This window comes from Profundicola chukchiensis (assembly GCF_029664245.1).
Classification (GTDB): Bacteria; Bacteroidota; Bacteroidia; order Flavobacteriales; family Weeksellaceae; genus Profundicola; species Profundicola chukchiensis.
The window spans coordinates 158,699-182,187 of the sequence record NZ_JANAIE010000004.1; the positions used below are offsets into that span (position 1 = coordinate 158,699).

Annotated in this window: 19 protein-coding genes; 11 read left to right on the forward strand and 8 right to left on the reverse strand. The window is 35.1% G+C overall.

Annotated elements, in window-relative coordinates:
- Positions 1 to 60 precede the first annotated feature (60 nt).
- From NLM59_RS07145 to NLM59_RS07155, 3 genes are all read right to left on the reverse strand, one after another.
- Entirely contained in the window at positions 61 to 1,461 is a 1,401-nt protein-coding gene (locus tag NLM59_RS07145; RefSeq protein ID WP_304417074.1) for an MFS transporter, read from the reverse strand.
- Between the two features lie 4 nt (positions 1,462 to 1,465).
- Positions 1,466 to 1,669 carry a hypothetical protein gene (locus NLM59_RS07150; RefSeq protein ID WP_304417075.1) on the reverse strand — a complete coding sequence of 68 codons (204 nt, stop codon included), beginning with the start codon at positions 1,667 to 1,669 and terminating at the stop codon, positions 1,466 to 1,468.
- Between the two features lie 68 nt (positions 1,670 to 1,737).
- The gene (locus NLM59_RS07155; RefSeq protein WP_304417076.1) at positions 1,738 to 2,772 is read right to left on the reverse strand and encodes an acyl-CoA reductase; all 1,035 of its coding nucleotides are present in this window, start codon (positions 2,770 to 2,772) and stop codon (positions 1,738 to 1,740) included.
- Positions 2,773 to 2,812: 40 nt separating this feature from the next.
- Between NLM59_RS07155 and NLM59_RS07160 the strand changes: the two genes are divergently transcribed.
- The 5 genes from NLM59_RS07160 (at position 2,813) to NLM59_RS07180 (ending at position 7,430) form a co-directional block, all read left to right on the forward strand.
- Entirely contained in the window at positions 2,813 to 3,160 is a 348-nt protein-coding gene (locus NLM59_RS07160; protein WP_304417077.1) for a 4Fe-4S binding protein, read from the forward strand.
- Between the two features lie 206 nt (positions 3,161 to 3,366).
- The gene (gene serC, locus NLM59_RS07165; RefSeq protein ID WP_304417078.1) at positions 3,367 to 4,434 is read left to right on the forward strand and encodes a 3-phosphoserine/phosphohydroxythreonine transaminase; all 1,068 of its coding nucleotides are present in this window, start codon (positions 3,367 to 3,369) and stop codon (positions 4,432 to 4,434) included.
- Positions 4,435 to 4,455: 21 nt separating this feature from the next.
- A complete protein-coding gene (locus tag NLM59_RS07170) occupies positions 4,456 to 5,421 on the forward strand; it encodes a D-2-hydroxyacid dehydrogenase (protein WP_304417079.1) in 966 nt (321 codons plus the stop codon).
- A 5-nt stretch (positions 5,422 to 5,426) separates the two neighbouring features.
- Positions 5,427 to 6,434, forward strand: a complete 1,008-nt coding sequence (gene menC, locus NLM59_RS07175) for an o-succinylbenzoate synthase (protein ID WP_304417080.1) — start codon at positions 5,427 to 5,429, stop codon at positions 6,432 to 6,434.
- An 18-nt stretch (positions 6,435 to 6,452) separates the two neighbouring features.
- Positions 6,453 to 7,430, forward strand: coding sequence for an AMP-binding protein (locus NLM59_RS07180; protein ID WP_304417081.1), 978 nt, complete (start codon positions 6,453 to 6,455; stop codon positions 7,428 to 7,430).
- 84 nt (positions 7,431 to 7,514) lie between these two features.
- Here the strand turns inward: NLM59_RS07180 and NLM59_RS07185 are convergent, their stop codons facing one another.
- The gene (locus tag NLM59_RS07185; RefSeq protein ID WP_304417082.1) at positions 7,515 to 8,270 is read right to left on the reverse strand and encodes an SDR family NAD(P)-dependent oxidoreductase; all 756 of its coding nucleotides are present in this window, start codon (positions 8,268 to 8,270) and stop codon (positions 7,515 to 7,517) included.
- Between the two features lie 44 nt (positions 8,271 to 8,314).
- On the opposite strand from NLM59_RS07185, the gene NLM59_RS07190 reads away from it, so the two are divergent.
- Positions 8,315 to 8,926 (forward strand): DNA-3-methyladenine glycosylase, encoded by a 612-nt coding sequence (locus NLM59_RS07190; RefSeq protein ID WP_304417083.1) that lies wholly within the window; start codon positions 8,315 to 8,317, stop codon positions 8,924 to 8,926.
- Between the two features lie 3 nt (positions 8,927 to 8,929).
- On the opposite strand, the gene bshA is transcribed toward NLM59_RS07190, so the two are convergent.
- From bshA to NLM59_RS07205, 3 genes are all read right to left on the reverse strand, one after another.
- Complete coding sequence (gene bshA / locus NLM59_RS07195; RefSeq protein WP_304417084.1) at positions 8,930 to 10,069, reverse strand: N-acetyl-alpha-D-glucosaminyl L-malate synthase BshA; 1,140 nt, start codon at positions 10,067 to 10,069, stop codon at positions 8,930 to 8,932.
- Between the two features lie 149 nt (positions 10,070 to 10,218).
- Entirely contained in the window at positions 10,219 to 13,113 is a 2,895-nt protein-coding gene (locus NLM59_RS07200; protein ID WP_304417085.1) for a glycoside hydrolase family 3 N-terminal domain-containing protein, read from the reverse strand.
- Between the two features lie 111 nt (positions 13,114 to 13,224).
- On the reverse strand, positions 13,225 to 15,435 hold the full coding sequence (locus NLM59_RS07205; protein WP_304417086.1) for an NADP-dependent isocitrate dehydrogenase: 2,211 nt from the start codon (positions 15,433 to 15,435) through the stop codon (positions 13,225 to 13,227).
- A gap of 413 nt (positions 15,436 to 15,848) precedes the next feature.
- On the opposite strand from NLM59_RS07205, the gene NLM59_RS07210 reads away from it, so the two are divergent.
- From NLM59_RS07210 to NLM59_RS07230, 5 genes are all read left to right on the forward strand, one after another.
- Complete coding sequence (locus tag NLM59_RS07210; RefSeq protein WP_304417087.1) at positions 15,849 to 16,160, forward strand: T9SS type A sorting domain-containing protein; 312 nt, start codon at positions 15,849 to 15,851, stop codon at positions 16,158 to 16,160.
- 2 nt (positions 16,161 to 16,162) lie between these two features.
- Entirely contained in the window at positions 16,163 to 18,802 is a 2,640-nt protein-coding gene (locus NLM59_RS07215; protein WP_304417088.1) for a T9SS type B sorting domain-containing protein, read from the forward strand.
- A 26-nt stretch (positions 18,803 to 18,828) separates the two neighbouring features.
- Positions 18,829 to 19,785 (forward strand): PorP/SprF family type IX secretion system membrane protein, encoded by a 957-nt coding sequence (locus NLM59_RS07220; RefSeq protein ID WP_304417089.1) that lies wholly within the window; start codon positions 18,829 to 18,831, stop codon positions 19,783 to 19,785.
- Between the two features lie 220 nt (positions 19,786 to 20,005).
- Positions 20,006 to 20,767 carry an META domain-containing protein gene (locus tag NLM59_RS07225; RefSeq protein WP_304417090.1) on the forward strand — a complete coding sequence of 254 codons (762 nt, stop codon included), beginning with the start codon at positions 20,006 to 20,008 and terminating at the stop codon, positions 20,765 to 20,767.
- A 309-nt stretch (positions 20,768 to 21,076) separates the two neighbouring features.
- Positions 21,077 to 22,147, forward strand: a complete 1,071-nt coding sequence (locus NLM59_RS07230; protein WP_304417091.1) for a tetratricopeptide repeat protein — start codon at positions 21,077 to 21,079, stop codon at positions 22,145 to 22,147.
- An 88-nt stretch (positions 22,148 to 22,235) separates the two neighbouring features.
- Here the strand turns inward: NLM59_RS07230 and NLM59_RS07235 are convergent, their stop codons facing one another.
- Complete coding sequence (locus NLM59_RS07235) at positions 22,236 to 23,453, reverse strand: M24 family metallopeptidase (RefSeq protein WP_304417092.1); 1,218 nt, start codon at positions 23,451 to 23,453, stop codon at positions 22,236 to 22,238.
- Positions 23,454 to 23,489 lie beyond the last annotated feature (36 nt).

The window sequence follows — 23,489 nt, forward strand, 5'->3', positions numbered from 1 at the left end:
TCCCATCAGTAGATGGGATTTTTTTAGTTTCTAATTTTTAAAACTTTAATTAAAATTAGCCTAATCCTCAGTTTTTAAATTATCACCATCCTTTGTGTGAAGTCTTCTAAAGATAAAAGCAGTGAAGAAGGTTAATAAACCAATCGTTATAAATGTATATCTAAAGGCTTTGTGAATCTCCACTTCGCCCGAACCAAATTGATTTTGATACAGGTTTAAAACCGACATACCAATCGCAATACCAAACCCAATGGCTAATTGCTGATTAACCGTCAATAAACTGTTTCCGCTACTGTTCTGGTAGTCTCTTAAGTTAGAAATTGCAATCGCATTCATCGCAGTAAATTGAATCGAGTTTAGTATTCCCATGAATAACATCACAGGGATAAACCAAATGATATTAGCGTCTAATCCTGGAATAGCTAAAGTCATGATAAGAATTCCTAGTGCTCCTGTATTAAACCTTAAAATCTTTCGATATCCAAACTTATTCATCACCGGAACCACCATGGTTTTTCCAAACATGGCGGCTAATGCCATTGGCGCAACAATCCAACCTGCTAAAGAAGCTGATTTACCATAAGCAACTTGAACTAAAAGTGGTATTAATAAAGGAATGGAGCTAATTCCAATTCGGGTAGCTAAATTACCAATTACGCCCACACGAAAAGTCCGAACTTGAAATAAATGTAAGGGGAAAAGAGGTTTTAAGGCTTTTTGAGCATGTTTAAAATATAAAAACAACATGAGGAATCCTGCCATCAAGAGAACCAAAATTATAGATGTGTTTTTAGGATGACCCAGTAATTCTAAACCTACAGAAAGTAAAACCGATGCCGAACCAAAAATGAAAAATCCTTTTAAATCTAATTGTGGCTTTTCTTCTTTGTAATCGGGCATATATTTTAAGCTAAATAATAAACCCAAAACTCCCATCGGAATGTTGATAAGGAAAATCCAATGCCAGCTAACCCATTCAACTAAATATCCACCAATCAATGGACCAATAATCGGACCTACTAAAGCTGGAATAATAGCATAATTCATGGCTCTAACGATCTCGTTCTTAGGATAAGTTTTAATCATCGAAAGACGAGCTACTGGTGTCATCAATGCTCCTCCAAGTCCTTGAAAAACACGCGCCATGTCCAATTGTAGTAGATTTTGGGACATAGCACAAAACAGCGACCCAAGGCTAAATAAGATCAAAGCCAGCATGAAAATCTTTCTTGTACCAAATTTATCCGCTAAATATCCACTCACTGGAATAAATAAGGCCAACGTAAGAACGTAGCTAATAATTGCCGACTGCATGTTGAGTACAGATTCGCCTAAATCTTCGGCAATGGCTGGTAATGCAGTGTTAAGAATCGTTGAATCCAACATTTGCATAAAAATAGCCGTCGCTAGCAGATAAGGCATAAAGCGCTTGACATCTTCTGATGCTACTGTTGAACCCATATAATTATTTTTCCAAAGCTTGAATTAAGTCTTCTAAAGTTTTATTTTTTTCTTCGTTGTCCATTTTTCCCTTGTACTCTTTTAGTTTGGCAATGGTTGAAGATTTACTCTCGAGATTGATGCCATTAATTCTGCCAACTAAATCCTCAATAATTTGATCTGAATAGTTCGCCAGATTTATTTGATTGATAATTGTCTGTATTTCCATGATATATTTTTATTTAAAATTACTAAAATTTAATTTGAACGAACTAAGGCAAGTTATTTAAACGAGTCCTATAATTCCATCAACCACTTTAGGGTATCTACATTGTCTGCATAATCCCACAATTGTGGCTGTTGTGCATGTCCAAAAGGAATACCACTTTCGGATTTTTCTACCACGGCTTGAATTTTTTCTTCGTTTTGCGCTAAATGCTCCTTCAACTTGTCTTTATCTTCATAATACTCATAAGATACAGTAGAAATAGGAGAGAAGAAATCTTCACCCTCTTTAAACAAAACAAATCCATTTTCTAAAATCGGAATTTGCTTCATTAAAAATATCGTTCTGAAATAATCATAATTATTAGCGTATTTATGATGGTGAATGATGTCTTTCCAAGGATATAGTGCATTGAAAATTTTGTCTAAATCATAACCTTTGGGTACAAACAATTTGGTGATATTTCTACAGCCTAAGCCAAAATATTGCAACATATCATGTGCTAAACCTTCTAAATCCTCTTCTGTTTCGCTACCATCTAAAATGGCTACAGAAGTACGGTTTCTACGAATTAAGTTAGGAACTTTTTTAAAATAAGCTTCAAAATATCGAGCTGTATTATCACTTCCCGTTGCAATCACTGCGTCATAATTCTCCAATCTTTCTACACTTTCGTATTGATCCTTGAATTTAGGTTCGATTTCAAAAAGTAGGTCAAGTACATAAGGAATCAAAACGTCGTCTTTACTCGAAAGCTTTACCTGTGCTTTGTTTCCTGAGATTAAAACTGTTAAAATATCATGAAAGCCCACCATAGGAATATTACCTGCAGCAACGATTCCAATAGTTTTATTTTTGGACTCAATTTGAGCATAAGGTTCGAGCCATTTTTCTAGGTTTTCCTTCTTTAAAGCTTCCGCCCAGGATTTTATGGCATATAGTTGATTTTCAATAGTAAACCAGCTGTTTTTAGCTTTAGAACCATGTAGCATTTGATTGAATTTCTCTTGATTCTCAGAGGTATCTATTTTATCGAAATTATTTACGAACGATTCTAAATAATTACCTAAAACAGAAAATGATTCTATTCGTTTAGCAGTTTGCATCTTTATTGTTTAAATTTGTGCAAATCTAATATAAAGTATTATGGCAATCAAAATAACAGATGAATGTATAAATTGTGGAGCTTGTGAACCTGAATGTCCAAATAATGCAATCTACGAAGGTGCTATGGATTGGCGCTTTTCTGATGGAACTGATTTAACAGGCTATGTAGTAGGGCATAACGGAAGATCTGCAGACGCTGATGAGCCACAAGAGCCTATCAGTGATGATGTTTACTTCATTGTAACAGATAAATGTACAGAATGTAAAGGATTCCACGACGAGCCTCAATGTGCGGCAGTGTGTCCAGTGGATTGTTGTATTCCGGACGAAGATCATGAAGAATCTGAAGCAGAATTATTAGCGAAAAAAGAAATGCTTCACTTATAATATTAAAATCCCAACCCGAAGAAGGCCGTGTTTATTTGTTTAAACGCGGCTTTCTCATTTTACTAAGGAGTCAAGGATAAAAAATTTAAAAGCTAGACTTAGAAATCGCCTGAATTTTGATAAAAGATTTACTAAAAAAGATTTAATCTAAATATTAAGTAATAGCTATAAATTTTAATTAAATTTGATGCATAAACCATTAAAATATGAAACGACACAATTTCAGCGCTGGACCTTGTATTTTACCACAAGAAGTTTTTGAACAAGCTTCTAAAGCGGTACTTAATTTTAACGCATTAGACCTTTCTATATTAGAGATTTCGCATAGAAGTAAGGATTTTGTTCAAGTGATAGAAAGCGCAAGAAGTCTGGTTAAGAAATTATTGAAACTGGGAGATGATTATGAGGTTTTATTCTTGCAAGGTGGAGCTAGCTTACAATTTGTAATGGTTCCTTTTAACTTGGCAAAAGAAGGCGGAAATCCTGCTTATCTAAATACAGGTACTTGGGCGTCTAAAGCAATTAAAGAAGCTCAAAGGCTTTCTACTGTTGATATTGTTGCCTCTTCTAAAGAGCAAGGGTTCAATCATATTCCAAAGGATTATACAGTTAATGAAAATGCAGATTATTTCCACTGCACTTCTAATAATACCATTTATGGAACGCAAATGAAATCTTTCCCAGATGTGAAAGTACCATTAGTGTGTGATATGTCATCAGATATATTCTCTCGCGAATTAGACTTTACAAAGTTTGATTTAATTTATGCGGGAGCTCAGAAAAATATGGGACCTGCTGGAGCTACTTTAGTGGTGGTTAAGAAAGATATTTTAGGTAAAACAGGCCGAAATATTCCTGCTTATTTAGATTACCAAGTGCATATAGATAAGGATTCTATGTTCAATACACCTTCTGTATTTGCGGTTTATGTTTCTATGTTGACGCTGCATTGGTTAGATCAACAAGGTGGAATTCCTGCGATTGAAAAAATCAATCAAGAAAAAGCAAATTTATTATACGCAGAAATCGAGCGAAACCCAATGTTTAAAGCTTATGCTGTAGCAGAGGATCGTTCTACAATGAATGCAACATTTAATTTAGTCGATGAGGCTTATCAAGAGAAATTCGATGGCATTTGGATGGATGCTGGAATCAATGGTTTAAAAGGACACCGTTCGGTAGGTGGTTACCGCGCAAGTATGTACAATGCGCTTAGCTTAGAAAGCGTTCAAGTTTTAGTGGATTGTATGCAAGAATTAGAAAAACAAGCTTAATTAGAATAGAAAAATAGATAAATGAAGATATTAGTAAATGATGGAATGTCAGCTTCTGGCGCAAAGGCTTTAAAAGAAGCAGGTTTTACTTTATATGAGGATAAAGTTGCTCAAGATGATTTGATTTCTTTTATGAATAAAGAGCAAATCGATGCCATTTTAGTGAGAAGTGCAACCAAAGTTGGAAAAGATATCATCGACAATGTAGAGAGCCTTAAACTGATTGGTAGAGGTGGAGTTGGACTTGACAATATTGATGTAGATCATGCTAGAAAAAAGGGAATTTATGTGATTAACACGCCTGCAGCATCTTCAACTTCTGTGGCGGAATTAGTTTTTGCACATATGTTTGGTATGGCGAGAGGTTTACACGATTCCAATAGAAATATGCCATTAGAAGGTGACTCTAGATTTAAGGATTTAAAGAAATCTTATGCAGGTGCGGTTGAATTAAGAGGTAAAACCTTAGCCGTTGTTGGTTTAGGTCGTATTGGAAAAGAAGTAGCTAAAATTGGTTTAGGTATAGGAATGCACGTAATCGGTGTGGATAGCTCTGATACAGATGGAATCAAGACCATTCCTTTCCAATTCTTTAATGACGAAGTTTTCAATTATAAGATTGAGGTAAAACCTATGATTGAAGCCATAGAAGAGGCGGATTTTATTACTTTCCATATTCCGGCACAAAAGGATTATGTTATCAGTAAAAAGGAACTAGAAAGCATGAAAACGGGGGTATTTATTGTAAATGCAGCTCGTGGTGGTGTGATTGACGAAGTTGCTTTGGTAGAAGCTTTAGATTCAGGTAAAGTAGCTGCAGCGGCTTTAGATGTATTTGAGAAAGAACCTACGCCAGAAATTCAGTTATTGATGCATCCAAAATTATCTTTATCACCACATGTGGGAGGATCAACTGTGGAAGCTCAAGATAGAATCGGAGTAGAATTAGCAGATCAAATTTGTGATTTATTAAAGGTTGAAGCTTAATATTCTTGGAAGCATCATATCAAAAATACATATTAGATTTTAAAGTTCCTAGTGGAACTTCTCGAGGTGTTTTAAGACAAAAAGAAACTTATTTTTTAGAATTAAAAGATTTTGATAATAAGGGGGTTGGAGAGTGTAATTTATTCAAAGGTTTAAGTGCTGACGATGTTAGTAATTACGAAGAAGTCCTCTCTGAATTTTGTGAAAAAATCAATCGAGGAGATGAAATTAAATGGGAAGATTATAGAAGATTTCCATCAATTCAATTCGGCTACGAACAAGCTCTTTTATCTTTAGAAGCAGAGGGAGAAGTTTTATTTCCTTCTGCTTTTACGGATTCTAAAAAGGGAATTCAAATCAATGGTTTAATTTGGATGGGAGATTTCGATTATATGAAATCACAGATTCAGGATAAATTAGATCAAGGATTTACATGCATTAAGCTCAAAATTGGTCCGAATTGGGAACAAGAAAAAGCTATGTTAACCGAGCTTAGAAAGGATTTCCCGGCGGAACAATTAGAATTAAGAGTAGATGCCAATGGAGCTTTTAGTTTTGAGGAAGCTCAACAAGTTTTAAAAGATTTAGCAGCTTTAGAAATACATTCGATTGAACAGCCGATTAAAGCCGGAAACTGGCAGGAAATGGCAGACTTATGTAAAACTACACCAACGCCAATTGCTTTAGATGAGGAATTAATCGGTGTATTTGAATTAGAAGATAAAAAACGTTTGTTGGAGGCTATTCGTCCGCAATACATCATTTTAAAACCTGCCTTAGTTGGTGGTTTTCAAGGGAGTAAAGAGTGGATAGATCTATCGGAAGAACTAGGCATTGGATGGTGGATTACTTCTGCGTTGGAATCTAATGTAGGTTTAAACGCTATTGCACAATGGACATTTACCTTAAATAATCCTATGCCACAAGGTTTGGGGACTGGAGGATTGTTCACCAATAACACAGAATCGCCTTTAGAAATAAGAGGTGAGGAATTGTGGTTTGTTGGTTTTTAATGTTTTAAACAAGGGAATTTGTTATTAGATTTTACCAAAGAAATTGAATTGCCAAAGGTTGACCAACCTTGGCAACAAGAAATTATTGACTTTATTCAAGAGTTTTCTGAAAATCAAATAATTACAGTAAATACTTCTGGCTCTACAGGTAAGCCTAAAAGCATTGAATTGCCTAAATCTGCCATGATTCAATCGGCTCAGATGACGGGAGAGTTTTTAGGTTTAAAACACGGAGATTCTGCCTTATTGTGCATGCCGGTTAAGTATATAGCTGGTAAGATGATGATAGTCCGTGCGATAGAGATAGGCTTGAAGCTTTATTGCGTTGAACCTAAAACGAAAATTGAATTCGATCAAGAAATTAATTTTGGAGCATTAACACCTATGCAAGCCGAGGCTTCTTTCTTTAATTCCGATTCAACCTTAAAGATGGATAAAGTCATTTTAGGAGGCGCTAAAGTTTCTACGGATTTAGAAAAGAGATTTGCATCTATCGATATTCAAATCTACGAAACTTATGGAATGACCGAAACTATTACGCATATCGCTATGCGCGAACTCAATCAAGATGCTTATTTCAAAACCTTGAAAAATGTAGAAATTAGTCAAGATAACAGAGCTTGTTTGGTGATTAAAACTCCTTATTTTGATGAGGAAATTATCACAAATGACGTGGTTGAAATCGTAAATAAAAACAGTTTTAAACTCGTAGGAAGAGTAGATAATATTATAAACTCCGGCGGAATTAAAGTAAATCCAGAAACTTTAGAAGGCAAACTAAAGCTTTATATAAACACGCCTTTCATTATTCATTATAAGGAAGATAGAGTATTGGGGCAAAAGCTAGTTTTAGTTGTGGAAAGTAAAGAAGCTTTTGAAATTAACTATCCATCTGATTTAATTCCAAGAAATCAACAGCCTAAAGAAATTATTTTTGTTGATGAGTTTCCTAGAACCATTTCGGGAAAAATAATTCGTAAGAAAATTAAATTATAATTAAACACAATTAGATTTAAATAGAAAGAGATCGTCTTATTAATCCAAGGCGATCTCTATTGCTTTCAGTATATATTAAACTTTTTAGCTATCCTTTACTAAATCAGTAGAAGAGGCTTGTGCTTTAGGAAGAATGGTCACATCCGCGATATTTACATGTGCAGGCGCTTCTAGAATGTACATAATCAAGTTAGAGACGTCTTTTGCTTGCAGAGCATCATATCCTGAATAAACTGCTTTTGAACGCTCCTCGTCGCCTTTAAACCTAACCATAGAGAAGTTTGTTTCTACCAGTCCAGGCGCAATATTGCTCACTTTGATGTTTTTATCTAAAAGTTCTAGCCTAAAACCTTCGGAAATAGCTTCAACAGCCTTTTTAGAAGCACAATATCCAACGCCATTCTTATAAGTGCTTTTCCCGGCAATAGACGAAATGTTGACAATATGCCCTGGAGCGTTTTCTATCATTAGTGGAATCACCACTTTTGAAACATACATTACACCTTTTACATTGATGTCGATCATGTCTTCTAAATCCTGCATCATCGCATCTTTAAACTCAGCCAAACCATGTGCATTTCCAGCGTTATTGACCAAAACTTGAATCTTTTTCCATTCGTCTGGAAGTGAGTTGACTGCATCATAAACTGCTTGTTTATCTCGAACATCAAATTTTAAGGTGATGATTTCGGTTTGAGAAGATAAATCTGACTGTAATCGATCTAACTTTTGTTGATTTCTACCACACAAAATCAGCTTATAATCCATCGTAGAAAGCTGATACGCCAAGGATTCGCCAATACCCGAAGTGGCGCCCGTAACAAATGCAATTCTTTTCATGCTTATTTTTTTATAAAAATAGGCAATTAGAGTATTATTGTAGAATGAATCATTCTAAATTATCTACGTCTTTTTATCAACGAAATGATGTCGTTCAAATAGCTAAAGATCTTTTAGGGAAGAAGTTGTGTACCAACATCAACAACGAATTTACTTCGGGCATTATTGTAGAAACCGAAGCTTACCGAGCACCTGAAGATCCAGCTTCACATGCCTTTAATAATCGATTCACACCAAGAACTAAGGCTTTTTATGAAATGGGCGGCATTAGTTATGTGTACTTAATTTATGGCGTTTATAAATTATTCAATGTAATTACCAATGTCGAGGGCATTCCACATGCGGTATTGATTCGTGCGATTGAACCTGTTGATGGGATAGGTATTATGCTGAAACGTAGAAACTTAAAACAAGTTAAAAGAAATATCACAGGTGGACCGGGTTTAACTTCTATGGCCTTAGGAATAGAATTAGAGCATAATAATGAATCCTTACAAGAAGATTTGATTTGGATAGAAGATGCTCCCAGAGTGGATGACAGTGAGATAATTGCATCGGCTAGGGTAGGTTTAGGCCAAAGTGTACCCGAGCCTTATTATTCTATGCCGTGGCGATTTAGAATAAAAGACAATCCTTTTACTAGTCCAGCAAAATAAGTTTTAATTTTTAAGAACGCCTTTGCATTGGCTTAATTCGCAATACAAATTCTCATACATTGGTAAAATAGCATCGATATCAAATTTCAAGGCATGCTTCTTAGCTGATTTCTTAAACTGATTCAGTTTTTCATCATCTTTCAATAAGCCAATTGCTGCTTGTGCCATGGCTTTAACGTCACCAATTTCTCTTACATAACCTGTTTCCCCGTCTACATTCACTTCTGGAATTCCACCGGCATTAGAACTCACCACAGGAACTCCCGCAGCCATAGCTTCTAAAGCGGCTAAACCAAAACTTTCCTGTTGAGATGGTAATAAGAATACGTCTGAAACTTTAAGAATAGAATTTAAATTCTTGACTTTTCCTACGTTTCTAACTTTATCTTCAATGCCAAATTCATAAATCAATTGCTGAGCATTATCCCATTCAGGACCTTCACCCACAATGATTAATTTAGATTTAACCTCTTTCTGAATTTCATTGAAAATTTTAATCACATCCATTACGCGTTTCACCTTTCTAAGGTTAGAAACATGGATTACGATTTTCTCATCAGGTTCAGCAAAATTGCTTCTTATGCAATTCCCATTTTCTTTATAAAGCTGATTATCAATAAAGTTAGGAATAACTAAAATTTCTTTTTTAATATCAAAAACTTCAAAAGTTTCTTTCTTCAAGCTTTCTGATACTGTGGTAACTACATCCGATTTGTTAATGCTAAACTCTACCGCCGATTTATAAACGGGATGTTTACCAACTAAGGTAATATCTGTTCCGTGTAAAGTTGTAATCACCGGTAGTGTAATTCCTTTTTCGTGTAAGATTTGTCGAGCGATATAGGCTGCATAAGCATGTGGAATTGCATAATGCACATGAATCACATCCAAACCAACTCTCTCAGCAATATCAACAATTAAGGTACTTAGCGCTAATGAATAAGGCTGATAATGGAATAAATCATATTCTTGAATATTCACCTGGTGAAAGGTGATATTAGGAATTGTAACATCTAATCTGGCGGGTAAGCTATAGCTAATAAAGTGTACATTATGCCCTTTTTTGGCCATTTCCATACCTAACTCCGTTGCTACAATACCACTTCCTCCATATGTAGGATAGCAGACAATTCCGATATTCATATTCCTGTAATTTGAATGTAAAGATATTAATTGAATAGAAAGAAGGAGCTATAAAGGAGAAAGAAATTTAAGAGACAATGAAAAAGTCAGTACTTTTCACTCATCATTTTTCAATTTCCATTCGTCACTTTTCATTCTTCATTTTTCACTTAATTAATTGCGTCATAAATACGCTGATGAATTTTCTCTCGGATATCGTGTTGAATTAATTTTCTATTCTCTGCCGATGGATAAACTCGATTTGATAAGAAAATATACACTAAATCCTTGTCTGGATCTGCCCAAGCTAAAGTGCCAGTGAAACCAGAATGTCCAAAGCTAGAAGATGAAACACATGGGCAAGCAGGTCCTTTGTTTCCAAATTGCTTGTCAAAACCTAAGCCTCTGCGATTGCTTTGAGCTCTATATTGGTACTTAGTAAATTCACGAATTACCTCTTTGCTGAAATATCTTTTCCCTCCATACAAACCATCGTTCAAAAACATTTGCATCATCTTGGCTAAATCATTCGCGTTCGAAAATATACCCGCATGTCCTGCAACACCACCCATCATAGCAGCACCTTGGTCATGAACATAACCTTGGATTAATTGCTTTCTGAAAATCTGATCATTTTCTGTCGGTACAATTTTATCTTTCGGAAACTCATTCAATGGATTATAGGTGGTGAAACTCATCCCTAGCGGAGCATAGAATTGATTCTTAACCTGAATATCTAGCGGTTGATATTTGCTTCTTTCTAAGTAATCTTTGAATAAATAATAACCTAAATCACTATATCTATATCTTTTAGGAACGCTTTCTTTTAAAAAGATTTTGTTCATCATTGAATCTTTATAAGAATTCAACATAAACATATTATTTGCTACGGGAATTTCATATCCCGCTTTAGGTGCGCTTGAATAATAGGTAGGAAGAGGTGTGTAGTTCACACTATCCAAGGTTTCTTTATAAAAAGGAATCCAAGGATAAAAACCCGCTTGATGCGCTAAGATTTCTCTTGGTGTAACATTGCTTTTATCACTAAAAATAGCCCTTGGAATTAAATTTCGCAGAGGCTCGTCTAGGTTAAACTTTTTCTGATCTACTTGGTCCATAATTAGTGGAAGTGCTCCAACCACTTTGGTAATGGAAGCTACATCATACAAATCATCCCACTCAACTTTTTTTTTCTTGTCGTAGGTGAAATAACCAAAGGATTTATCATAAACTACCTTTCCATTCTTTGCTACAATAATTTGCATACCCGGCGTAGCTTGAATTTGCATCGCCCAATTCGCAATTTCGTCAATGCGATCTAACATAGCACTGCTCATTCCTACATTTTCAGGGGCAGAATATCCCAAACGTTGCGTAGTTTCAGTTTCTAAACAACTTCCATAATGATAATCTTTATTAATTGTTACAGGTAATTTACCTTTAAACGGAATCGCACCAAAGATTAACTGTGGAACAGCTTTCATTGCATCCTCGTGGTTTTGGTAAGCTACAATGGTGGCATTAGACGTATGATCATCTAAATTTAATAGGGCATAAGGACTACCAAAAACACTAAGAATCACCTTAGATTTCATTCCGATTCTGCGAATCAAATCCCTTGAGTTTTGTGATACCACATAAGACTTATAAGGTGTTTCATTTGATTTATGAACAGAAATAAATACATAGTCATATTTATCTAGGTCATTAACTGTGAATCCTTTGTTTAAGTCGATTTTGTCAACTTCAACATATTTTCTTAAATATTGATAGTAATCTTCTTTGTCGCCTTCTTCTAATCCTAACCAAGCGAACTTTTTGCCTTTTATATCAACAATCGGAAGAATAGATTTCTCATTTTTAAGTAAAGTAGCAGATTTCTCGAATATTTTTTGGGTTAAAGCTTTGCTTTCAGCATCATTTAAATCCGCCATTAAGTTCTTAGTTGAAATAGGTTTGAAATTATTTAAACCAACAAAATACTTAGACATTAATATCTTTTTCACACTTTCCTCTAATCGACTTTCTGGAATGTCTCCCGATTCAATTCCTGCTTTGATTTTCTCTTTTCCTACTTTCACAGCTTGAGAGAATAACAAAATATCATTTCCAGCCTCAAAAGCCATATAATCCGTCAATCCATTCGGATAGCTATTGGTTACACCGCTCATATTCAAAGCGTCGGTAATAATTAAACCTTTAAAACCTAGCTTTTCTTTTAAAAGTTCAGTTACAATTTTCTTAGATAAGGAAGAAGGAAGATTCGCATTCGGTTCTAAAGATGGAACGTTCAAATGTGCCACCATAATGCTGGTTAAGCCTCTGTCTATTAAATATCTATATGGATAAAGTTCGATGGAATCTAATCTTTGGCGATCATGTCCAATTAAAGGAAGGGTTTTGTGAGAGTCTTTATCTGTATCTCCATGGCCAGGGAAATGTTTAGCAGAAGCTAAAATTCCATTTTTTTGCATTCCATTCATATAGGCAAATCCTTTTTCGCTCACATTCACCGGATCTGCTCCAAATGCACGATTACCAATAATTGGATTTTTAGGATTCACGTTTACATCCACCACGGGAGCAAAGTTAAAATGAGCTCCAACACGTTTTAAATGATCACTAACTTTGGTTCCCATTTGGGTGATTAAATCATTTTCTGCTAGTGCGGCAGTGGTCATGGCCCATGGAAATTTATTTGTGTTTTTTAACCTCATAGATAAATCCCATTCAGCGTCCATTCCAATTAGAAGTGGAACTTTGCTTAAGCTTTGGAATTCGTTGATCATTTCCACTTGAACTTGAGCATCGTCTTGCATGAAAATCATTCCACCAATTTCTTCTTCTTGAATCAGTCTTTTTAGCTCTTCTTTGTGAGATGTACCCTTGTTGGAGTAGGCTGCCATCATAAAAAGCTGACCGATTTTTTGGTCCATGCTCATGCTATTATAGACACTGTCTACCCAAGCAGCTTGTCGGACGTCTTTGTAGAGTGGATGCGTGTTGTCCTGCGCCTGTACAGCAACATATAGCATTGATATTAAGAACAGAATGTGCTTTTTCATATAATGAAGGGATTAATGGAGACAAAAATAATGAACTCAAAAGTATTAAAAAAAATCTCTCCAAAGTCTATGACCTTGGAGAGATGAACAATAACAATTTAAAAATATCGATTAAATCGAATTAATAATTTCGTTTAAAGTTTTAGAAGGACGCATAGCCGCTTCAGTCAACTTCTCGTCTGGTTTGTAGTAACCTCCAATTTCTTGAGCTTTACCTTGAGATCCAATCAATTCTTCGTTGATCTTATCTTCATTTTTATCTAACTCATTAGAAACTTGAGTAAACTTATCTTTCAACTCTTGATCTTTATCTTGCTTAGCTAAGGCTTCTGCCCAATATTTAGCTAAATAGAAGTGAGATCCACGGTTGTCGATAGAACCTAATTTTCTAGCTGGAGATTTATCTTCTTGTAAGAATTTATCTACGGCATCGTCTAAGGTTTCAGATAAAACCAAAGCTTTTGGATTATTAAATGCTTGTCCTAGATGCTCTAATGAAGCACCTAAGGCTAAGAATTCACCTAATGAATCCCAACGTAAATATCCTTCTTCAATAAATTGTTCGATATGCTTTGGAGCTGTTCCTCCTGCACCAGTTTCGAACAATCCACCGCCTTCCATTAATGGAACGATAGATAACATTTTAGCAGAAGTACCTAACTCAAGAATTGGGAATAAATCCGTTAAATAATCTCTTAAAACATTTCCAGAAACTGAGATGGTATCTTTACCTGCACGTGCTCTTTCTAATGTTTTTCTCATGGCGTCTTTTACATCCATGATGCTAATATCTAAACCTTCGGTGTCGTGATCAGCTAAATAAGTATTTACTTTTTTAATGATCTCTCTATCGTGAGCTCTTCCTTGGTCTAACCAGAAAATCGCTGGCGTATCAGATAATCTAGCTCTATTAACAGCTAATTTTACCCAATCTTTAATAGGAGCATCTTTAACTTGACACATTCTGAAGATATCTCCTTCCTCAACTTTCTGCTCCATATAGATGCTTCCGTCTTGGTCTACAACTTTGATTTTTCCTTCGCCTTTAGCTTGGAAAGTTTTATCATGAGATCCATATTCTTCAGCTTTTTGAGCCATCAAACCAACATTTGGTACCGTACCCATAGTTGTAACGTCTAATGTTCCGTTCTCTCTGTTATCGTCAATAGCAGCTTGATAGAATCCAGCATATGAACGATCTGGAATAATAGCTAAAGTATCTTCTTCTTTACCTTCTTTGTTCCACATTCTACCACCATTTCTAATGGTTGCAGCCATAGAAGCATCGATAATAATGTCTGAAGGAACGTGGAAGTTGGTAATTCCTTTATCAGAATTCACCATCGCCACACGTGGACCATTTTCTAAAGCTTTATCAATAGCAGCTTTAATTTCATTTTCCTTAGCGTGACCTTTAATTTTATCTAATAAAGATTCTAGACCACTGTTAGGGTTGATATCTAATTCTTTGAATTCAGCTTTGAAAGTTTCGAATACATCTTTGAAGAATACCTCTACAATAGCACCAAAGATAATTGGGTCAGAAATTTTCATCATGGTCGCTTTTAAATGCGCCGATAATAAAATGTCTTTTTCTTTGGCTTCAGCAATTGCTTCTGCAATGAATGACTTTAATTCTTTCATTTTCATTACAGAGGTATCAATGATTTCTCCGGCTAATAAAGGAGCATAATCTTTTAATACTTCATTAGATCCATCAGCCGCTTCAAAAACAATTTTATATTGTCCATCATTTTCTACCGTTACAGATTTCTCTGTTCCGTAGAAATCACCTTGTTGCATGTGAGCAACATTGGTTTTAGAGTCTTTTTTCCATTCACCCATTCTGTGCGGATGAGCTTTGGCGTAATTTTTAACCGGTCTTGGTGAACGTCTATCTGAGTTACCTTCGCGTAAAACAGGGTTTACGGCAGAACCCAAAACAACAGCATATCTTTTCTTGATTTCCTCCTCTTCAGCATTTTTAGGTTCAGCTGGATAGTTTGGAACATCATAACCTTTAGCTTGTAGCTCCTCAATAGCTTCTTCTAATTGAGGTACAGAAGCCGAAATATTAGGAGTTTTTATTATGTTGGCTTCTGGAGTTTTAGCCAAATCACCTAATTCAGACAAGGCGTCTGCTACTTTTTGGTCGTCTTTTAATCTATCTGGAAAATTAGCTAAGATTCTTCCTGATAAGGATATGTCAGTTGGAATAAGTTCAATTCCTGCAGTAGAAGTAATTCCTTGTACCAAGGGTAAAAAGGAATGTGTCGCCAACATGGGAGCTTCATCAGTTAAGGTGTAATAAATTTTTGACATGCTAAACTTTTTATTTTTTTATGAATAGGATGGCAAATTTAATGAAATCTAGGAGATTTATTTTAATATGACCTATGTTTAAATTTAGAAGGATAAATTTCTTGTCTAGGTAGATTAAAACTTAAGAAATATAGCGAAAGAATATTTTGATAATTTTTTATAAAAATTAGCTGAGCCCTTTAAGTAAATAAAATTAAACTAAATACTATATATAGTTGCCTTACATGTTATTAAAACATTATTAATTTACTAACTTGCTAAATGTGCATAGTAATGCCTAATTTTTACTGAAACTAATCTTGGCGTAAATGCGCAACTTTATGTTAATATATTTTCCTATATCCGAAAAAATCACTAAAATTGAAGCTAATTTGTTAATAATTCATTTTATGAAAAAATTCTTACTGTCCATTATGCTCATATGTTTAATTGGATTGCTACATGCGCAAGAAAAAGAAAATCCAAGATTCTCTCTTGCATCTACACATGTTACAAACATTTTGGAACTGGAGTCAAACCCAGTAAATACGATGCAGCTGTCAACTTATATTTTTACAGCTGAGGACAAAACAACTAATGATGCTAGAATTGTAACAGAATTTGAGATCACTAGGGGAAAACAAGTTAATAAAATAGATATTTCTACTTTACCATCTGGAAATTATTTCATCGAAATCATCGATAGTGGAAAGAGAATTTATAGAAAATTGTTTACAAAAGAATAATTATGAAAAGACTTTTACAATTAAATTGGGTAAATGCAACCATATTTAGCTTGTTTGTGTCATCATTTGCTTTAGCGCAAAATAATACCAATACAACTTGTGCCACGGCTTTGCCTGTGTGTCCAGATAACAACTTCGGGTTGAATATCCCAAGTGAGATTGGTTCGCAAAATACAGCAAACGAAGCTCCAGGGACTAATTATGGATGTAACTCATCTCAACCCAATCCACTTTGGTATTACATGCGCGTATCTACTACAGGTACAGCGATTTTTGATTTAACTCAGTATACAGGGATGGATCAAACTGGTCAAGGATTAGATGTTGACTTTACCGTTTGGGGACCATTTGAAAGCGAGCATGCTTGTAACGAATTAACTGCTGATAACGTTGTTGATAGTAGTTATGATCCTACTGCATTTGAGGTTATTGATTTCTATAGTGGTGATGGTTGTGGACCAGAACCAACAGAAAACCCTCAGGTAGTAAACGCAGGTGAGGTTTATATCATTATGATTACAAACTTCTCTAGACAAGCTGGTTATATCAACTTAATTCCTAGACCTGAGATGACAGCTACATTCGACTGTTCTATCTTAGGGCCAACTTATTCTTTCTGTGATTATGATGGAAATGGAGAAGAGACCGTTAACTTAGATAACTATATCGATGAAATTAGTGGTGGAGATGCCAATATTGGTGTTACTTTCCACTCTACATCAGAAGGTGCATATAACTATACAGATACTGTTGAGCCAATTCAAACATTTACTTTAGATGAGGCTTTAACTGTTTTTGCTCGTTTAGAGAACTTCACAACGGGTGAAGTTGAAGTGGTTATTATTAGTTTCAACTTAATTCCTGAGCCTGAAATGCAAGATACTACGATTAGTTTCTGCGATAACAATGGTGATGGTGTTGAAATCTTTGACCTAACGGTGGCTGACGTAAATGCAAATGATGAGCAAGAATTAGAATTAAGCTACTATACTTCTCAAGAAGCTGCTGACGAAGGTAATCCTGAAAACGCTATCGAAGATCCAACCTATTATTCAGCTGCTGATGGTACTGTAATCTATGTTAGAGGTGATGCTGGTGATTGTTATGGTACATCTACTATCACTTTAGAAGTAGTAGAGAGCATCGTATTAAACGCAGTAGAGGATTCAGTATGTGATTTGGATGGTGATGGTGTTGAAGTATTTAACTTAAATGATTATACCTCAGAAATTTTAGGTACCAACCAAGGAAATATTAGATTCTACTTAAACGAAGCAGACGCTATCGCTTGGAATGATAACTATATTACAGATGTAGAGGCTTACGAAACTGATTCAGTTGTTTTATATGTTGCGCTTAGTGCAGAAGGTGGATGTGAGTCTACAACTACTTTAACATTAAACGTATTAGATGCTCCACAAGTAAATGATGTTGCAGAAGCTTATGCTTATTGTGATTTGTTTAATGACGGAACAGAAACTGTAGATTTAACAGTTGCTTTTGCAGATGTGATTGCAGATACTACTGGATTTACAGCTACTTATTATTTAAACGAAGCTGATGCGGTTGCTGGTAACGAAAACAATATTGCTAACCCAGCTTCATATGATTTAACAGGAACTACTACAGTTTACATTAATGTATCTGCAGGAGATTGTTCTGATGTGGCAATGGTTACTTTTGAGTTGACAGATGGTATTCCAGTGAATGATGTTACTTTAAATGTTTGTTATGCAGACAATGGACAAGGAACATTTGACTTAACTACAGCTAACGTTTCAGACGTAGGTACAGTTACTTACTATACTTCAGAAGCAAATGCTATGAACGGAACCAATCCAATTGAAAATGCAACATCTTATACAGCGAGCGTACCAAGTGTTGTTTATGCTCAAGTAGCTGATGAGGAATGTGTAAGTATTGCAGAGATCAACTTAGCTTACTTTGCTCAACCAGATTTAAATATTCCAGCAGAGGTTTCAATTTGTTCAGGATATTCAGAAATCGTTGATGCAGGAGCAGGTTTTGAAACTTATAATTGGAGTACAGGTGAAACTACACAAAGCATTGAAGTTGATGAGTTAGGAGCTTATTGGGTAGATGTAACTGATGCTAATGGATGTACTTTCAGACATAACTTTAGTGTAGTTCCAGGAAATGCACCAACCATTGCTAACATTGAAGTAGGACAAAATTCTTTCACTGTTGTAGCAGAAGGAGGTGTTGAACCTTATGAATATTCATTAGGTGGATTTATCTTCCAAGATTCAAACGTATTTGGAAACTTACACCAAGGTACTTATAACATTTATGTGAGAGGTGCAGACGGATGTGTGAGTGAATTAGAAGTGGCTTCAATTTTATCTTGGCCAACTATGTTTACACCTAACGGAGATGGTATCAACGATACTTGGAGAGTTCCAGGATTAGAAGTTTACCCAGGTTCATACATCAGAATCTTTGATAGATATGGTGCAATTGTTCACGAAGCAACGGTAGATAGCAATGTTCTTTGGGATGGTAGAGATTTATCTGGAAACAAAGTTTCTACACAAGATTATTGGTATATCTTAGAAGTGTCTGACGGTAGAAAATACTCAGGTCACGTAACGGTTAAGAACAGAACAGAAAAAGGTAGATAAACCATAATTAACAAGTATAAATACAAATGAAACAATTTAAATACAATATAGTTGCAGTTTTTGGGATGTTAATCTGTGGTTTTGGATTTGCCCAACAAAGTGTCCCTGTTTACGAATCATACTTCATTTCAGAAAAGATGCTTATTAACCCATCTTTCGCTGGAGATTCAGAAGATGTGAAAGCAAAGGTATATCACCGCCAGCAATGGAAAGATATTGATAACGGACCAGAGACTACAGTAGCATCTGTGCACGGAAATATAATAGATAGAGTAGGATTAGGTATGTATTTCGCAGCCGATCAAAATGGAAACACCAAGGTGAATTCATTGAATTTAGCGGCAGCTTATCACATTCCGATTGGAGAGCCTGGTGTTCGTCAGGATGGACAATTCTCTTTTGGTACTTCTTTAAGCTTTTCAGGCTTTAGATTTGGAGGTGTAACAGAGATTCCAAACGATCCATTATATGACGGAGAAACCAATGTATTCATTCCTTACATCAATTTTGGTGGTAGTGTTCAATACAAAGGTTGGATGGCTGGTGTATCAGTTCTTGATTTAGCATTGGCTTATAACGAACCAATGGTTAATGAATTAGAGCCAAGCCCTGTTTATTTCTATGGTATGGCAGGTAAGAAATTAAGACTTGCTGAGAGTTTTGAGTTAGAGCCTGTATTGATGTACAGATTCAACAAAGACGAAAGAAAGCAATTAGACGCTAATCTTAGAGCTAAATTTTTCTCAGGAAACAACGCTTTTTGGGCAGGAGCTAACTACAGACACGATATGAGCGGAGATCAGTCAGAAGGATTGAGTATTTCGCCTATGTTAGGAGCTGAGTTAGGTCGCTTGAACTTTGGTTTTGCATATAATATTGGTTTAACCGATATCGCAACCGAAGGAGGAGACGGATGGTCTATTAGCTTAGGATATGATATAGATAACTTCTTCAAACCGGGTAAACCGACGATTGAGGAATAACAGTTTAATCTTTTGAAAAGATTATTTTACTTCAATGAACCGAGAAATTTATTTCTCGGTTTTTTTTGTTCTTAAGAAAGGAATAAATCCAATATTTGGAGAAAGTTCATCCTAAGATTTAAATCAACTGCAAAACCTGAATCAAAATTATTCTTTTCATTCCTTCGTAGTGGCACTAACTTTGAAATATACCTAGCTTCAAAAGAAAATCATTAGAATTATGAATAAAATTATAGGAATTATGTTTGCCTTTTTTATGGTAAGCTGCGCAGTACAAAATCCATTTGAAACCAAAGCTGTACAAGGTAAATGGGAGATTGTATCTTTAAATGGTGAAAAGATTAATAACACGCAACCGGTCTATTTAGATTTCGGAGAGAATAATATGCTAAGTGGTAATACTGGATGTAACCAAGTAACGGGTAAATACACCGTAACCCTAGATAAAGTTATTACGTTTAGTCAATTAGGAAGCACGAGAATGGCTTGTGAACCGAAACAAATGGCTTTAGAAACACAGGTATTGGAAATGCTAGATAAAGTAAATAACTTCAATATTACAGGAGATAAAATATCTTTAAGTATTGGTCTTAACGCTCCTATCGCTGAATTGAGAAGAATGAGCGATAACGAAATCGTAAATAAATATTGGAAATTGACCGAGTTAGATGGTAAGAAAGTTACCATGTCAGAGAACCAGGAAAAAGAGCAGTACTTTATTTTGAAAAGTGATCATACCATAACTGGTTTTGCAGGATGTAATACGTTTAATGGTAAGTATACTTTAAAAGAAGGAATGCGAATTAGCTTCGACGAAAACATGGCGATGACGATGAAGGCTTGTCAAGATGTTGATTTCAATGAAGCTGAATTTTTGCAAGTATTCTTAAAAGCAGATAACTATACTATCCACGACGATAAGTTGAGTTTGAATATCGGAAAAAGAACTCCTTTAGCTAAATTCGAAGCTGTATATTTCTAAATAATACAAAGCTTTAAAAAAATAACTAAGCCATCTGAATGTAAATTTAGATGGCTTTTTTGATATTCATAAATTCGGGAGTAACTAAGTACTTTTATGCTTTATATAAACTCAGCAGCTGAATATATTCTTAAGAACCCATGTTTTTCATTTAATTTTATTACTTTCATCGCTTCAATAATAATTAATCAGGATTTCTTTGGTTAATTTTAAGTTTTAACCAAGATGAATAAATTCTTTCTTTTAATTTTCAGCTTATTATTTAGCAACCTTTTCGCTCAAACAGTCGAGCAAAATCTTCTATACATTGTGGATTCCATTCACATTCTAGATAGACCTCAAGAACAAATAAGTCAATTACATCCTGAATATATAAATAACATTGCAGTCGTTAAAGACAAGCAAATGATAGAGCAGGAAGGCTATGATAATGTAGATGGAATTTTATATGTTTTCACGAAAGCTTATGTTCAAAGAGCTGATAGTCTTAAGCAAATTCCTTCCTCCAAAAATATGATACTGAACGATGGTAAATGGTACTTAAGAAATCATGATCAAGCCTACACAGGTAGATTTATAGATTACTACATTACCGGACAAAAACAGGGCGAAGGGTATTTACAGCAAGGTAAAGTAAATGGCAAACGAATGATGTATTATAAAAATGGAGGTACTTCAGATATAGTCCATTATAAAAATGCAGTATTAGATGGAGAAGAGAAGAGATTTTATGAAAATGGAAGTCTTATGCAGAAAGGAAATTTCACCAATGGCGTGAAAACTGGAGTTTGGGAAATGTACCACAACAATGGTGTGCTTAAACAAAAGTCTAACTTCAATGCTAAAGGAAACTTGGAGGGAGAATCTATTTCTTTCTATTCCACAGGAAAGCAGAAAGCTAAAATTAATTATAAAGATGGAGTATATCAGAAAGATCAAAAGATAGACGAGACTTTTGCTTTATATAACGAAGGTCAAGAATTGTATTCGCAGTCTAAATTCAAAGCGGCTATTAAAAAGTATTCAGAAGCTTTAAAGATTGATAATAACTGGGCAGAGGGTTATTTTGCAAGAGCTACGGCTAAAGTCAATAATTTAGATTTTGATGAAGCGATAGAAGATTATAATCAAGCCTTAGTAATTGAACCATTGTATACCGAAGCTTATGCTAATCGTGCCTTTGCTCTCATCGGAAAACATGAAAACAACAATAGTCGAAAGCTTTCTGACTCCAAAGAAATGACCGTGCAAATAGCTAAAAATACAAAGCTTCCTGTAGCTAGCGCTAAAAAAGTTTGCTCGGATTTAAATAAAGCTATTGAACTTGGAGATGATAATCTTATGGTTTTTGAAGCTTTAGAGCAATATTGCAAAAACTAAAATGCTTAATACAATACTAAAAATTGGGATGAAGAATTAAATCTTTCATCCCAATTTGTCTTTAATAAGATTTAATGACGATTTATATTTAATCTACAACATATCCGAAAGGATTATCAATGCTGTGCGCTGGTTCAGTAAACCACCTCGGACCATCTTCGGTCATATAAATATGATCCTCTAATCTAACACCAAACTCATCTGGAACTACAATCATAGGTTCAATACTAAAACACATGCCAGCTTGTAAAGGAATATTATTTCCACCTACAATAAACGGGTGCTCATGAATTTCTATACCAATTCCATGACCGGTTCTGTGGGGCAATCCCGGTAAATCATAATCAGGACCTAATCCATCTGTTTTCAATTGCACACGCACTTGTTCGTCTATGTGAGAACAAGGCTTTCCTAATTGTGCCGCTTCAAAGGCAGCTAATTGTGCCGCTTTTTCTTTATTCCAAATATCAATTTCTTTGTCACTTGCTTTTCCATAAATATAGGTTCGTGTGATATCAGAAATATAAGACTTGTACCGCGTACCAGTATCAATCAGCACCATGTCATTTTCTTCTAGCGCTTTAGGCGTTTTAACCCCATGAGGAAAACTAGAATCCTTACCGAATAGAACGATACAGAAATAAGAACCTTTCTCAACGCCTAATTTTTGATGGGCCTGATGAATAAATTCCTCAACTTCTTGCGCCGTTATTCCAGGTTTTAAGATTTTCGCAGCTGCCTTATGCACTTGCATAGTTAAATCCATAGCATATTGTAGATGCTCGATTTCGGCTTTGCTCTTGATCATTCTAATATCTCTAATGAGATTTTCAGCACTCGAAATCTCAAATCTTTTATTTTCTTGAAACTTAGAAACTAAAGTAAATCGAGTGGAATCATCAACTGCTAATTTTATTTTTCCAGAAACATTCGTTGCAATGACTTCTATCGGCGATTCATGTTCTTTCCAAGAAATAATATCTCCTTCAATCCCCATAAAATCCTCGAAGGTTCCAATTTCAAATTCAGGAACTATATATTTTAAACTTCCATCTGCAAAAAGAAGTGCGCCTACCAAGCGTTCAGAAGGACTCCAGTGGGTTTTTGTGAAGTAATACAGATTAGTTCCAGCATTGATGTATAAAGCATCTAAACCTTGTTCTTTCAAAGCCGTACAAGCTTTTGCTAATCTTTCTTGAAACTCCTCTTTTTGAATGGGTTGAGGCTCTTGGCTATTAGGTTTTAATTTAGAGAGTTCTATAGCTGGCGTACTTCCACCAATACCCTTAGATATATTTTGATTCATAAATTTTAAATATTGAAAATGCTAATGTTTAATTTA